Annotated in this window: 10 protein-coding genes; 4 read left to right on the top strand and 6 right to left on the bottom strand. The window is 72.5% G+C overall.

Annotation, left to right across the window (positions count from 1 at the left end; genetic code table 11):
- Positions 1 to 26: 26 nt before the first annotated feature.
- From T336_RS27110 to T336_RS0108765, 5 genes are all read right to left on the bottom strand, one after another.
- Positions 27 to 209 (bottom strand): hypothetical protein, encoded by a 183-nt coding sequence (locus tag T336_RS27110; RefSeq protein ID WP_026432262.1) that lies wholly within the window; start codon positions 207 to 209, stop codon positions 27 to 29.
- An 82-nt stretch (positions 210 to 291) separates the two neighbouring features.
- Positions 292 to 534, bottom strand: coding sequence for a hypothetical protein (locus tag T336_RS0108780; protein WP_026432261.1), 243 nt, complete (start codon positions 532 to 534; stop codon positions 292 to 294).
- A 113-nt stretch (positions 535 to 647) separates the two neighbouring features.
- Complete coding sequence (locus tag T336_RS0108775) at positions 648 to 1,394, bottom strand: 4'-phosphopantetheinyl transferase family protein (RefSeq protein WP_244883902.1); 747 nt, start codon at positions 1,392 to 1,394, stop codon at positions 648 to 650.
- 105 nt (positions 1,395 to 1,499) lie between these two features.
- On the bottom strand, positions 1,500 to 2,858 hold the full coding sequence (locus T336_RS0108770) for a lysine N(6)-hydroxylase/L-ornithine N(5)-oxygenase family protein (RefSeq protein WP_026432259.1): 1,359 nt from the start codon (positions 2,856 to 2,858) through the stop codon (positions 1,500 to 1,502).
- A 66-nt stretch (positions 2,859 to 2,924) separates the two neighbouring features.
- Positions 2,925 to 4,619 (bottom strand): cyclic peptide export ABC transporter, encoded by a 1,695-nt coding sequence (locus T336_RS0108765; RefSeq protein ID WP_026432258.1) that lies wholly within the window; start codon positions 4,617 to 4,619, stop codon positions 2,925 to 2,927.
- Between the two features lie 203 nt (positions 4,620 to 4,822).
- On the opposite strand from T336_RS0108765, the gene fhuF reads away from it, so the two are divergent.
- The 4 genes from fhuF (at position 4,823) to T336_RS0108745 (ending at position 10,071) form a co-directional block, all read left to right on the top strand.
- Entirely contained in the window at positions 4,823 to 5,653 is an 831-nt protein-coding gene (gene fhuF / locus T336_RS0108760; protein ID WP_026432257.1) for a siderophore-iron reductase FhuF, read from the top strand.
- Positions 5,654 to 5,737: 84 nt separating this feature from the next.
- Positions 5,738 to 6,601 carry a formyltransferase family protein gene (locus T336_RS0108755; RefSeq protein WP_026432256.1) on the top strand — a complete coding sequence of 288 codons (864 nt, stop codon included), beginning with the start codon at positions 5,738 to 5,740 and terminating at the stop codon, positions 6,599 to 6,601.
- 20 nt (positions 6,602 to 6,621) lie between these two features.
- Complete coding sequence (locus T336_RS0108750; RefSeq protein ID WP_026432255.1) at positions 6,622 to 7,758, top strand: GNAT family N-acetyltransferase; 1,137 nt, start codon at positions 6,622 to 6,624, stop codon at positions 7,756 to 7,758.
- Positions 7,759 to 7,869: 111 nt separating this feature from the next.
- A complete protein-coding gene (locus T336_RS0108745) occupies positions 7,870 to 10,071 on the top strand; it encodes a TonB-dependent siderophore receptor (RefSeq protein ID WP_026432254.1) in 2,202 nt (733 codons plus the stop codon).
- Positions 10,072 to 10,105: 34 nt separating this feature from the next.
- On the opposite strand, the gene T336_RS0108740 is transcribed toward T336_RS0108745, so the two are convergent.
- Positions 10,106 to 14,221 carry a non-ribosomal peptide synthetase gene (locus tag T336_RS0108740; RefSeq protein ID WP_026432253.1) on the bottom strand — a complete coding sequence of 1,372 codons (4,116 nt, stop codon included), beginning with the start codon at positions 14,219 to 14,221 and terminating at the stop codon, positions 10,106 to 10,108.
- Positions 14,222 to 14,244: the final 23 nt, after the last annotated feature.

Genomic DNA, 14,244 nt, shown 5'->3' with positions numbered 1-14,244 from the left:
GTCGCTGTAAAACATTTGGATATAGGTTAACGCCCCCGTACGCAGTCGCCGCTGCAAAATTCACCACGGAAGGCCGATTCCGCGAGGCCCGTGGTGGTCGCTTCGATGCGGGTGCGCCGGTGGCACCACCAGTCCGCCGCGCCCGCGGCGATCCACAGGGCCATCAGGATGCCGAAGGGCAGCAGGGCCGCGGGTTGCTGCGGGTTCATTGGATCCGTGCAGCCGGGCCGGGCGGTCCGGTGACTACTGCCGGGGCTGGCGTCGGCGTAGGCATCGGCGCTTTCGTTGGCGTCAACGCTTGGCCTTCGGGTAGTCCGCCGCCCCCTCGTCGGCGGAGACGGACTTGGTGCTGACGACGGACACGGGATCGCTCGCGGGAAAGGTCTCTTCCACGGCGCTGTCGAGCGTGTCTTCCTCGACGGCCTGCACCTGCAGTCCGCCGGCTGCGCTGTCGGTGCTGGTGCCAGGCGCGGGAGAGGGATGGGCGTCGGCCGTCGGGAAGGGCCAGGGGGTGCGGGAATTCGTGGCGGGCATGGTCGCTCCTTGCTGCAAATTTGCCGATGCGCCTCCCCTCCCCCGGCATGGCGGGCAGGGCCGGGCCCGGAGGAGAAGGCTCCTGCCCGGCATGCGGCAAACGGCGTGCCCGGTCAGCGGGGCGTGCCTATCCCCGCCTCGGCCCAGGCCAGGGCGGCGGCGTAGCCGGGTGGCGCGGCGAGCACGCAGGCCTGTACGGCCGAATCCTGCAGAGGGCCCTCCAGTACCACGCCCACCTCACCCTTGCCCCCAGCGGCCTCCCGCCGCTCCACGCAGACGTGCGGCAGGTGCTCGGCCACGCCGAGGCCCAGGCATTTGAGGACTGCTTCCTTCACGGTCCAGAGCGTAGGGAAATCCGGCCGTGCGGCGGGCGGCGCGGCCCGCTCGCGGGGGGACAGCACCAGGGATTCGAGCGCGGCCGGGTCCGCGAGGCCTTGCGCGCCGAAGGCATCGCAGCGCTCCACGTCCACGCCCACGGACCAGGGGCCTTCGGCCAGGGCGATGAGCGCGTATGCGCCGGAGTGGGAGACGTTGAAATCCAGCCTCTCCCGCCCATCCCGCCCATCCCGCCCCAAAGGCCCCGCCAGCGCCGGCCGGCCATGGGCGCCGGCCGCCAGGGGCACGTCCTGCGGGGGCAGGCCGATGCGCTCGCCCAGCAGGCGGCGCAGCGCGGCCCGGGTGCAGGCGGAGCGCACGCGGTCGGCGGGCTGGCGCAGGCGCGCAGCGCGGTCGGCCTCGGCGGGAGAAAGCATGGCCCAGTCGTCCGCGGGGATGGGGGCCTCCAGGTGGAGCGGGACACGCCAGGCGCGGAGGGCGGGCGGCACCTCCGGCGGCAGGGGCCACGGGACGGGCAGGGTCATGGGCGATGGCGGCATGGCCCGGATTGTCCGCATGGCGGGGGCAGGCGCCGCGGCCCTGCCCTGCCGGTGCCGGGCATGGCCGCTGCGGGCATGGCCCCGGCGCCCTCAGGCCACGTGCAGGTGCTGCGTCTCCCGCTCGGCGTCCCCTGCGCTGCCGCGTGCCGGGGCGTCCGGGCCGCGCGTGCGCAGCGGTTCCCGGGCCGGGGGCAGCGCGGCGGCGAGGACCTGGCCGATTTCTCCGGTGCGCACGGCGGTGACGGACAGCAGCGTGTCGCTCAGGCCGTGGCTGGATTCGCAGGCGCCCTGCAGGAAGATCGCGGGCCGGAAGCCCGGGGCCGCCTGCACGCGGTAGTGACGATCGACAGTGAAGTCGCCCAGGTAGGGGGCCAGCGGCGCGAGCACGTCGCGGTGGGCGGCGCGTTCGTAGCCGGTGGCCAGCACGGCGGCGTCGTAGCGCACGGTGCTGTCCTCGCCCGATTCGCGGTCGTGGAAGGTGAAATAGACGCCGGAGGCATCGGCACGGGCGGCGCGCACTTCGTGCTGGCGCAGCATGCGCAGGCGCCGGCCGCCGGTCACGCGCTGCTCGTAGAAGGTCTTGAAGACCTGCTGGATCAGCTCCAGGTCGGCCACGGCGTAGTTGGTGTGGGCGTATTCGCGCAGCAGCGATTCGCGCTCCGGGCCAGAGCGGCCGAACATGTAGTCGGTGAAGTCGGCGTTGAAGATTTCGTTGACGAAGGGGCTGTCGTCGGAGGGGCGGATGGCGCGGGCGCGCATCGCCCAGTCCACCTCGGGCGCATGGGCGCGGCCCTGCAGGTCCATGAAGATTTCCGCGGCGCTCTGGCCGGCCCCGATCAGGGCGATGCTGCGCGCCGCACCCTGGCGGGCGATGTCGCGCAGGTAGGTGCTCGAGTGGAAGACGCGCGGGTCGCCCTGCAGACCCCGGAACACTTCCGGAATGCGCGCGGTGCCGCCCACGCCGACGATGAGGTTGCGTGCCAGGCGCTCCTGCACGCGGCCGGCCGCGTTGCGCGAGCGCACGCGCAGTTGTTCGACGGTGCCGTCCGGGCCGGGCTCCGGCAGGACCTCGAACACCTCTTCGCCGTAGGCGCACTGGCCCTCGAACTGGCGCGCGGCCCAGCCCAGGTAGTCGTTGAACTCGTGGCGGCTGGGGTAGAAGCTCTTGAGGTTGATGAAGTCCTGCAGCCGGCCCTGCTCGTGCAGGTAGTTGAGGAAGGTGAAGCGGCTTTGCGGATTGCGCAGCGTGGCGAGGTCCTTGAGGAAGGAAATCTGCATGTGCGCGTGGTCCAGCAGCATGTGCGGATGCCACGCGAAGGCCGGCTGGCGCTCGATGAAGAAGGCCTGGGGCGCGCGGCCGTGGGTGCCGCGGTGCTCTTCGAGCGCGATGGCCAGCCCCACGTTGGAGGGGCCGAAGCCGATACCGATCAGGTCATGGATGTGCTGCATGGGATGACAACTCCTTTGAAAAAGGGACGGGCCGGCCGGCTCGCGGCCGCACCGGGATTCGGACGGTCAGGCGGCCAGGGTTTCGCGGCCGGCGCGCACGCGGTTGTCGGCGATGCGGCCCGCGCTCATGTGGACGACGCGGTCGGCCAGGTGGAAGTAGCGGTCGTCGTGGGAGATCACGACCAGCAGGTGCCCCTTGGCGCGCAACTCGGGCAGCAGCTCGGTGTAGAAGAGGTGGCGGAAGGCCGGGTCCTGGTCCGCGGCCCACTCGTCGAACACCATGACCGGGCGGCCTTCGAGGTAGGCATGCACCAGCGCGAGGCGCTTGCGCTGGCCGGTGGAGAGGTCCACGGTGCTGAAGGCGCCGTCCCGGATGCTCACCTTGTGGGCGATTTCCAGGCGCTCCAGGTAGGGGCGCGCGGCCTCGGGCAGGGCCGCCATGCCCGCGCCGCCCTCGCCTGCGCCGGCCAGGTCCTCGAAGAGGTAGAAGTCCGAGAGCACGGTGGTGAAGAGCTGGCGGTAGTCGTCGCGCGACTCGGCGGTGACGGCCACGCCGTCGATCAGCACCTCGCCGTCCTGCGGGGCATACAGGCCCAGCAGCAGCTTGATGAGGGTGGTCTTGCCCGAGCCGTTGTCGCCCACGATGAAGACCATTTCGCCGCGGCGCAGCTCCAGGTCCACGGGGCCGAGCGCGAACGGCTCGCCGCCGTCGGCGGGCGGCTCGAAGGCGTAGCGCACGCCCTGCAGCGAGATGCCTTCGTGCAGCACGGGGGCGGGCGCGGGGCGGTCCTGGTGCAGGTGGGGCTCCGGCGTGGCGAAGCGCGCCGACAGGTCGGCGATGCGCAGGAAGGCCACCTTGGCGCGGCCCATGTGGGGCAGCGTGGCGGCGATCTGGTCGATGGGGCCCTTGAGGAAGAGCAGCACCAGCGCGAAGCCGCTGAGCACCGCCGGTTCGGTGGGCTGGAAGGCGGCCCAGCCGAGGATCATGGCGATGAGCAGGAAGAACAGCGCGGAGCCGAAGGCGGTGGCGGTGACGTAGGTGTTGATGGCGCGGCCGTTGACCTCGCGGATCCGGGCCACGATGCGCTCGACCTGCCCATCCAGCATGCGGGCGCGGCGCTCGCGGTGCATGCGCAGTTCCTTGGCGCCTTCGCTGATGGCGCGGTAGGCCTTGTGGAGGCTGTCTTCGTGCTCGCGGGCCTTCCAGAAGCCTTTCTCGGCCCGCGTCTGGGCCACCACCTGCAGGCTGGCGCCGATGGCCAGCGCCAGCACCACCAGCCCGAAGAGCGGCAGGGACAACCAGGCCATGTACACGAGGCAGCCCAGCATCACGGCCGAGGCGATGAGCGCGGACGACAGCACGAAGGCCGCGTCGCTGATCATGTCCACGTCCTGCGACAGCACGGGCATCAGGCGGTGGGTGCGGTAGCGCTCCAGCGCGTCGATGGGGGCCGAGAGGATTTTCCGGGCCAGGCCGACGCGCACCTGCGCCACCAGTTTCTGGCCGACGTAGTTGGTGGACACGTCGGCCACCAGGCGCCCGAAGAGCGCGGCGGCGCACAGGGCCACGAAGGTCCACAGCATGCCGCCGGACATGCCGCCTTCGCTGTGCAGCACGTCGTTGACCGTGCGCAGCAGCAGCACGGTGGCGATGCCGGCGGCGAGGCCGCATACCGTGGACATTGCGATCCACGGAAGGAAGGGCCGGAGGAGCCGCGCCACCTCGGAAGCCGGGGCACGCGGAGCGGGGGCTGCAGTCATGCGCAAGATCTCTTTCCGCCCGTCGAGGGCTGGTTGCAAGGCGGGACGCCTGCTCCAAAGACGCTGCGGGCGCGGGGATGTTCATGCGCGAGGGGTGCCCAACGCTGCTGCACCGATGGCGGATGAACAAGCGGCGCGCTGGATCGTCACCTTGGAATGCACTGCGCCTTCGCGCCCCTCTCACTGCCCGTGCGCCGCGCGCCATGATCGATTTGCTGCGGCCGCTTTTTCCCGGCGCGCTCGCGCCGCTCGCGCAGCGGCTGCATGCCGGGCCTGCGCCCGGGGGTGCGTGGCCGGGTGCGCGGCTGCTCGAGCCCGCGCAGCTGCAAGACCTGCTGCGCCGGTACGCCGCCGCGGTGTGGGGGCTGCAGGGGCCGGCGGCGAAGGACCTGCGCGCGGCCGCCTCGGCCTGGGTGCTCGACACTCTGGGCGTGCTGGTGCCGCCGGTGGCCGCCGCCGCGAGCGTGCTGGGGCATGTGTTTCCCGTGGGGCTGGAGGGGCTGCACCTGGACCTGGCCGCGGACGGGCGGGTGCGCGGCATCCACCTGGGCGGCACCGGCACGGCGCTGCCGGGCGCCCCCGCCGCGCAGCGCTATGCGCCGCTGGTCTGGCAGCACTGGGCACCGCTGTTCGCGGCCCTGGAGCAGGTGGCGCGCGTGCCGCAGAAGGTGCTGTGGAGCAATGCGGCGCGGCACCTGGAAGCGGTGCTGGAGCAGGCGGTGCGGCTCGCGCCGCAGCAGCCCGCCATCGCGCAGGATGCCGCCGACCTGCTGCAGGCGCCCCTATGGCCCGATGCCGGCGGGCCGCGCGCCAATCCGCTGTGCCGCCCGCGCCGCGTGGTGGCGATGGCCACCGCGCAGGGCACCGAATCCGTGGCGCTGCACCGCGAGTGCTGCCTGTACTACCGCCTGCCGGGTGAAGGCTATTGCGGCCGCTGCCCGCTGGACCCGCGGCACCGCGCACCGCCTGCCGGGCGCAGGCCGGATGCCTGTGCCGATGCACCGGACGCGGCGCAGCCGGCGGGCCCGGGCTGAAGCGGCCCGCAGGCACACCACCGCGGCGCTGCGCGATCCACTCATTTTTTCCAGAACGTTCCGACCTCCAACCCCTGCCCTTCCATGCCACAGGCCAAGCTCGTCTACATACTGTCCCTGCGCAACGCGGCCGCCGACCAGGCCGGCCAGTTCATCGACTACCGCGGCGGGCGGCGCTACATGCCCTCCCCGCTCGAATACCTGGCGCACGCGCTCGACACCACGCCGCTCGGGGAGGCCTATTCCCTGGAGGGCATCGTGTTCGACGACGACCCGCAATCGCCGCGAGACCGCGCGGCGCTGAACGGCTACGGTTTCGCATGCACGCCGGGCGAGCGCTGGATCTTTCCGCACGAGCTCGCCACGCAGGACCGCAAGCTGCGCGACCTGCTGCGGCCCGTGCCGTCGGAGTACCGCCGCCTGCCCCTGGCCGATCCGGGCCGCGCGGCCGGCAAGCAGGCCTTCGAGGCCGCGCTGCAGCGCACGCTCGAATCGCTGCAGGCCGACATCGTGGTGCTCGACGGCCTGCTGGTCATCCTGGATGCGCTGGTGCAGCCCGGTGCGCCGTTCCACCGCCGCATCGTGAACATCCACCCGGGCATCACCCGGCTGGAGTCGCCCTACCGGCGCCGCGGCGCGCATGCCACGCTGGACGCCCTGCACGGAGCCCGCGGCGAGCGCGTGACCGACTGGCAGCGCATGGCGACGGAACCGGCCACGCCGATCCTGCGGACCGGCGCGTCGCTGCACTACGTCGATGACGGGATCGACTCGGGCGAGGTCATCCACGACGTGCTGGGCACGCCGATCGACCCGGCCGACACGATCCTGGAACTGCGCTGGAACAACTTCCACCGCAGCCTGTTCCCCGCGCTCCACCAGGGCCTGCTGCTGCTGGCCCCGCACCTGTCGGGCGCACCGCGGCCCGCTTCGCCATTCAACCCTTGAGGACGACCAGGAGACAGACCGTGAAATTCGCCACGCCCCATACCCCGAGCGCATCATCCAGCGCTTCCCCCATCGCTTCCTCCTCCCCGTCAGCCGCGCCCTCCTCCACCCCTGCGGGTGTTCCGGCCGGGGCCACCGCCGGCCGGCCATTCCTGTCGTACGCAGGCGGGCAGGCGCATGCGGTGCGCATCGATGGCGCCTCGCTTCAGGTGGAGGGCGGGCCGGCGGACCCGCCCTCGCACTGGACACTGTCCGGGCACGGCGGCGATCTCGCGCTCGGGCCCGCAGCGGAGGGTGGCCGGCCGGCGCCGGCAACGCACCTGCTCGCGGCGCTGGATGGCGCCTTTGCCGCCCATCCGGAACGGCGCGACATCGCGATGCAGCATGTTGACCCGCAGGCCCTGGCCGCGCTGGCGGAGGCCGGCGTGGTGCTGCCGGCGGCGGACGGCAACTGGCGCGCCTGCCGGGACACGCTGTGGCAGCAGCCCGGGCTCTGGCGGCCCGTGGTGCCCCCGCCGATGGCGCAGCGTTTCGCGCTGACGGAGGGCCGCTACCACCCGCGCCGCGCGCCGAAGCCGCACGGGCTGCTCTACCAGCGCTACATCCCGTGGCTGGGGCGCACGTTCACCTTCCGCAGCCTGGACATCGACGGGGACCTGCCGCGCTTCAACCGCTGGATGAACGACCCCGACGTGGCGGTGATCTGGGAGGAGGAAGGCGACCTGCAGAAGCACCGGGCCTACCTGGAGGGGATCGCCCGCGATCCGCACATGCATTCGATGATCGCCAGCCTGGATGGCGAGGCGTTCGCGTATTTCGAGGCGTACTGGACCAAGGAAAGCCGCATCGCGCCGTTCTACGACGCGCACGACTACGACCGCGGCTGGCATGTGCTGGTCGGGGAGCCGGCGTTCCGGGGCAAGGCTTTCGCCACCGCGTGGCTCACCTCGATCTCGCACTACCTGTTCCTGTGCGATGCGCGCACGCAGCGCATCCTGGGCGAGCCGCGCATCGACCACCACCAGCAGATACGCAACCTCGACAAGTCCGGCTACGCGAAGGTCAAGGAGTTCGACCTGCCGCACAAGCGCGCGCAGCTGGTGATGCTGCTGCGCGAGCACTACTTCTACGACGGGCTGTGGCTGCCGCGGACCTGAGCAGTCACGGAAAAAACGTAACTCTCGGCTGGTTAATAAGAAACATTCTCATTACAATTCGTATGCATTCCGCACTTTTGCACCTATTCCATTCCTGAAGGGGGTTTTCCGATGCGCCATGTTTCCGCCGCGAGGCCTGCGCGGCAGCGCCTGCTGCACGCTTCCATCACCGCAGCCTTCGGCACCGCGGCCGTGCTGTCCACCCCGCTGGCGGGGGCGCAGGAGGCCCCTGCCGGCTCCACCACGCTGCCCACGGTCACGGTGACCGGCGGCGCCGAGGAGAGCGCCACGGGCCGGGTGAACGGCTACACGGCACGCCGCAGCGCGACCGCCACCAAGACGGACACCCCCCTGATCGAGACGCCCCAGTCCATCTCGGTGATCCCGGCGGACCTGATGGAGGCGCAGGGCGCGCGCACGGTGAAGGACGCGCTCAGCTACTCGCCGGGCGTGATCCCGACGCGCTTCGGCGCGGACTCGCGCTACGACTGGATGTCGCTGCGCGGCTTCGATGCCTATTCGCCAGGCTTCTACCTGGACGGCATGCCGCTGCGCAACAACGGCAACTGGGGCATCTGGCCGGTGGAGAGCTACGGCGCCGAACGGATCGAGCTGCTGCGCGGCCCGGCGTCGGTGCTGTACGGCATGAGCGGGCCGGGCGGGCTGGTGAACGCCGTGAGCAAGCGCCCGACGGCCGAGCCGCTGCGCGAGGTGCAGGTGCAGATCGGCGACCACGGGCGCCGCCAGATCGCGGCCGATGTCTCCGGCCCGGTGGGCGAGGACGGCAAGCTGCTCTACCGCCTGACCGCGCTCACGCGCGATGCCGACCTGCCGGCGGGCGACATGAAGGACGACCGCACCTTCATCGCCCCGGCCTTCACGTGGAAGCCCTCCAGCGACACCAGCCTGACCGTGCTGTCGCAGTTCGGCCGCACCCGCGCGGGGGTGTATTCGCGCACGCGGCCGGCCGTGGGCTCGCTGGTGCCGACGGCCATCGGCACCACCATCCCGACCGACCTGTTCGCCGGGGAGCCGGGGTACAACCGGTTCGACCTGGACACCGCGATGATCGGCTACCTGTTCGAGCACCGCATCAACGATGCCTTCACGGTGCGGCAGAACGCGCGCTACGGCCGGCTCGAGGTGGACTACACCGCGGTGCAGGGCCGCAATTTCATCACCGTGAACCCGGCGAACCCGCGCGATCCGGCGAATTTCTCCACGCTGCGGCGCACGGTGTCGGGCAGCAATGAGCGCATCCATGCGCTGAACCTCGACAACCAGCTGGAGGCGCGCCTGCGCTCGGGCGACGTGCAGCACACCGTGCTGGCGGGGCTGGAATACCAGCGCACCCGCATCGACCAGGTCAGCTACAGCGGCGGCTCCGCGAGCCCGCTCAACATCTACAACCCCGTGTATGGCGGTGCCGTGCAGCTGCCCGCGCCGTGGTATGACGGCGTCGCCACGCTCGCGCAGACGGGCCTGTACCTGCAGGACCAGATCAAGTGGCGCGACCGCTGGGTGCTCACCCTGGGCGCCCGCTACGACCGCGCCACCAGCGATGCGGACAGCCGGCTGGACGGCAGCCAGACCCGGGTGTCGGAAAACAAGGCGACGAAGCGTGCCGGCCTGACCTACCTGGTCGAAGGCGGGTGGGCGCCGTACGTGAGCTATACCGAATCGTTCGTGCCCACGGCCATGCGCAACCCGGCCACGGGCCAGCCGTTCAAGCCGGAGACGGGCCGCCAGTACGAGGCCGGCGTGCGCTACCAGCCCGAGGGCGGCAAGCAGCGCTACAGCGCCGCCATCTTCGACCTGCGCCGCAAGAACTACCTGACCGCGGACGACAACTTCGTGCCGCGCCAGACCGGCGAGATCCAGGTGCGCGGCCTGGAGCTGGAAGCCTCGGCCGAACTGATGCCGCGCCTGAACGTGGTGGGCTCCTACACCTACACGCCCACGGCGAAGATCACGGCCAGCAGCACGGCCCGCGAGATCGGCAAGCCGCTCACCGCGGTGTCGCGCAACGCCGCGGCGCTGTGGGTGGACTACCGGTTCGCCAACCGCATCAAGGTGGGCCTGGGCGCGCGCTACACCGGCTCCAACCGCGGCGACCTGGACGCGGCACCGGCCCGGGTGCCGTCCTTCACCGTGTTCGACGCGATGATCGGCTACGACATCGACCGCTGGAGCTTCGCGCTGAACGTGCGCAACCTGGGCGACAAGACCTACATCGGCAACTGCGACCAGTACGGCAACTGCTACTACGGCGACCCGCGCCGGGTGGTGGCCACGGCCACGTACCGCTGGTAAGGCAGGCAGGCGCCTTCAGGCGCCTGCTTTCCTTTCAGGCGTGCGGGGCGCCGTCGGCCGCGCGCAGGGCGTCGCGCAGGGCCTCGATGAAGGCGGGCTGGCGGATGATGTCCAGGTGCCCCGCACCTTCCACGACCTGCACGCCGCGCACGTCCGCGATCGCGGACCAGTCGCGCAGCGCCCCGCCCTCTTCCACGGAGCGGCCCGCCTGGAAGAGGTGGACCGGCAGCCCGTCGCTGGCGGGCGCGTGCCGGCAAGCCTGCACGCGCTTGTCGAGCGTGGTCCAGAGCAGGTATTCGTGGCAGTCCTCACCCTCGCCATCCAGCGGCAGGGGCTGCCGGGCATCGATCAGTTGCTGCAGCACGCCGTCGCGTTCTTCGGGCTGCATGCGCTCCAGCAGTTCGTGCCACCGGCCGGCCATGGTGGAGGCGGACAGCCAGGCATCCAGCCGGGCCTGCGCCTGCGCGCGCTCCGCCGCGGACAGCGGGCGGCCGGGGCGCAGGGGCTCCGTGCGGTGCACGTCCACCAGCGCGGTGAAGGCGACCTCCACGCGGCCCTGCAGGCGCCGTGCAGTCTCGACGGCCAGGTCGCCGCCGGAGGACCAGCCCAGCAGCGCGCACCGGCCGCCCGCGGCGGTGGCCGCGATGAAGTCGGCGTACTCGGCCGCGAGGGCTTCCACCGCGAATCCGCGCCAGCGCTGCCGCGTGTACACGTGGCTCACGAAGGCGTACACGGTGCGCTCGCCGCGCAGCGCCCCGGCCAGCGGCAGGAACTCGCGCGTGTTCACGACCATGCCGGGCAGGCAGTAGAGCGGCACGCCGTCGCCCCCGTCCTGCAGGCAGACCGCATCGTGCGCGCCCTCGAAGCGTTCGCGCAGCCGCTGCGCCAGGTGCGCGAGCGTGGGGGACTGCATCACGTCGGCCAGGCTCGCCTGCGCGCCGCCCGGCACCTGCCTGCGCAGGCGGGCGACCAGCTTGAGGCACAGGATGGAATCGCCGCCGAGGGCGTGGAAGTTGTCGTCGCGGCCGACACGATCGACGCGCAGCACCTCGCTCCACACCTTCGCGATCGCTTCCTCCAGGGGGCCGCGCGGGGGCGCGCTGCGGGCCTCGGCGCGCTCGGCTTCGCCGGGCGCGGCGGCGGGCAGCGGCAGGGCACGGCGGTCGAGCTTGCCGTTGGGCGTGAGCGGCAGCGCGGCGATGGGCAGGATGTGGTCCGGCACCATCCAGGCCGGCAGCGCGGCCTGTAGCTGCGCGTGCAGTTGCGCCGGCAGCGCGCCGGGATCGGTGGGCGCAGCGGCCTCGGCGGGCACCACGTAGGCATGCAGGGCCATCGCGCCATCGGTGTCGCGGGCCCGCGCGACCACCACCGCATCGGCCACGCCGGTGCACTCGCGCAGGCGCTGGGCGACCTCCGCGGGCTCCACGCGCCATCCGCGGATCTTGACCTGGTCGTCCGCGCGACCAAGGAACTCCAGCGCGCCGTCGCCACGCAGCCGCACGCGGTCGCCCGTGCGGTAGAGGCGCTCGCCGGCTTCGAGGGGCGAGGCGACGAACCGTTCCGCCGTGGTGCCGGGCCGGCCGGCGTAGCCGCGCGCGAGCCCGCGCCCGGCCAGGTACAGCTCGCCGGGCATGCCGGGCTGCACGGGCTCCAGGCGCGCGTCCAGCACATGGGCCCGGATGCCCGGCAGGGGCCGGCCCAGCGGCAGCGCGGTGAACCCGCGCGGGCCCTCGTCCGGCGGCGCGGCGGGATGGGTGAGCACGCCCACCGTGGTTTCGGTGGGGCCGTAGTGGTTGAGGATGCGCAGGCCCGGGCGCAGCGCGCGCACGGTGCGCAGCAGTTCGTCGTCGGCCGTCTCGCCGCCCAGCACCAGGGTATGGCGCGGCAGCGCCGCGGCGGGATGGCGCGCATTCAGCAGGCCGCGCAGGTGGCTGGGGACGATCTTCAGCACGTCGGCGCCGCAGCGCTCCATGCCGGCCGCGAAAGCATCCGGATCGAACGCCTCGGCCGTGGAGGGCAGGTAGAGGCAGCCGCCCGAGCACAGCGCGCCGAACAGCGCAGTGTGCCCCAGGTCCGCGCCCACGGTGGAGACCATGGCGAAGCAGCGGCCCGGGCCCACGTCCAGGCGCTGGAGCACGCCCTGGGCGTAGTTCGCCAGCGCGCCGTGGGGCACGACCACGCCCTTGGGCCGCCCGGTGGAGCCGGAGGTGTAGATCATGTAGGCGCCCTGCGAGGGGTGCGAGGGGTGCGAGGGGTGGACCGAAGGCGGCGGCATGGTGGCCGCCGCACCGGACGCACCGAAATCCACGCGCCACTGCGGCACGCCGTCCGGGGGCTGCGGGAGATCGCCGACCAGCAGGGCGGCGCCGCAGTCGTGCAGCAGCTCGTCGCGCCGCGCAGGCGGCAGCGCCGGGTCCAGCGGCACGCAGACGGCCCCCGCCCGCATCGCCGCGAGCCAGGCCAGCACGAACTCCGGGCCGCGCTCCAGGCACACGGCCACGCGGTCTTCCGCGCGGATGCCATGGGCCTGCAGGCGCTGCGCCCATGCGGCGCTCGCGCGGTCGAGCTCCGCGTAGCTGATCGTGCGCCCGCCCGCGGCGATGGCCGGGGCCGCGGGATCGCGCCGCGCGGCGGCGGCGAAGGCGTCCAGCACGGTGGCGCAGGGCCATGCGGTGTCTTCGCCGCGCAGATCCGGCACGGGCGGCAGGGCCGCCTGGCCGATGGCCGGGATGCCGCCACCGGCCGCCTGCCGCGCCAGCAGGCGCAGCCCGTCGGCCAGGCGCAGGATGGTGTCGTGGTCGAACAGGTCGGCCGCGTAGGCGATGCCGAACGAGAGGGTGTCGCCACCGTCCATCACGTCCACGCTCAGGTCGAAATGCACCTCGTCCACGGAGATGCTTCCGGCCGCCGCGGCCTGCTTCTGCGCCCCGCGCGGTGCGGCCTGCTGCTGGGTGGACTTGACCTGGAAGAGCGGATGCAGGCCGGGCACGCGCGGCACCGAGAGCGCGTCCACCAGCATGTCCAGCGGCACTTCCTGGTGGGCCTTGGCCTCGACGAAGCGATCGCGCACATGCTCCAGCCACTGCGCAAAGGACCAGGCCCGGTCGGCCTGCAGCCGCAGCACCAGCACGTTGGTGAAATGGCCCACCACGCCGGCCAGTTCGGGCCGGTCGCGCGTGGTGGTGGGCACGCCGATGCACAGGTCGTCCTGGCCGCCCAGGCGGTGCAGCAGCAGCCCGAGCAGGGACAGGCAGACCAGGTAGGGCGAGGCCGCATGTGCGCGGCCCAGCGCGCGCAACGAGGCGGATACGGACTCGTCCAGCACCGCATGGACCATGCCGCCCTGCGTGCCGCGCCGCGCGGTGCGCGGCCGGTCCAGCGGCAGCGCGGTCGCGAGCGGCGCGTCGCGCAGGCGCTCGCGCCAGTGGCCGATCTGGCGCTGCAGTTCCCCGGCCTCCATCCAGTGGCGCTGCCAGGCGGCGTAATCCGCATAGCCCAGCGATGCCGCGCCCGGCGCCGCCGGATTCGGCGCCGCGTCACCCGGTGCGGCGAGCAGCGCGCGCAATTCGGACAGCAGCAGGCCGATGGACTGCCCGTCGGCCGCGATGTGGTGCACGCACAGCACCAGCTCGGGCGCGCCGTCGGGGAAGAGATGCAGGCAGGCGCGGAAGACGGGGCCGCGCTCCAGGTCAAAGGGCTCCATGGCGAAGGCCTGCGCCTGTGCGGCCAGGGCCTCGTGCGCCTGGGCACGGGGCATGCTCCATTCGCGCACCGACCAGCCGAAGCGCTGCTCCGGGTCCTCCCTCTGCACGGGCTGGTCCTGCGCGTCGCAGCCGAAGCAGGTGTGCAGCGCGGCGTGGCGCGCCACCAGCGTGGCCAGGGCGCGGTGCACCGCGGCGGCATCCGGCGATCCGGGCAGCGCCATGCGGCCGGCCAGGTTGTAGGCGGGCGAAGCGGGATCGCGCTGCCACGCGAGCCACAGGGGCCGCTGGGCGTAGGCCATGGGCGCTTCGCCGGCGGCGGCCCGGGGCACCACGGGCAGCGCCTCGAAGCCGATGCCGCTGGCACGCAGCCGCTCCAGGAACACCTGGCGCTTGTCAGGGGTGAGGGCCGCGAAGCGGCGCGAGAGCTCGTGCATTTCGGTGGTCATGCGATGGTCGTCTTTCCCGTTCG

Origin of the sequence: Paracidovorax oryzae ATCC 19882 (genome assembly GCF_000687165.1) — a bacterium.
Lineage (GTDB): Bacteria > Pseudomonadota > Gammaproteobacteria > Burkholderiales > Burkholderiaceae_C > Paracidovorax > Paracidovorax oryzae.
This window is presented reverse-complemented; position numbering and strand designations above follow the sequence as displayed.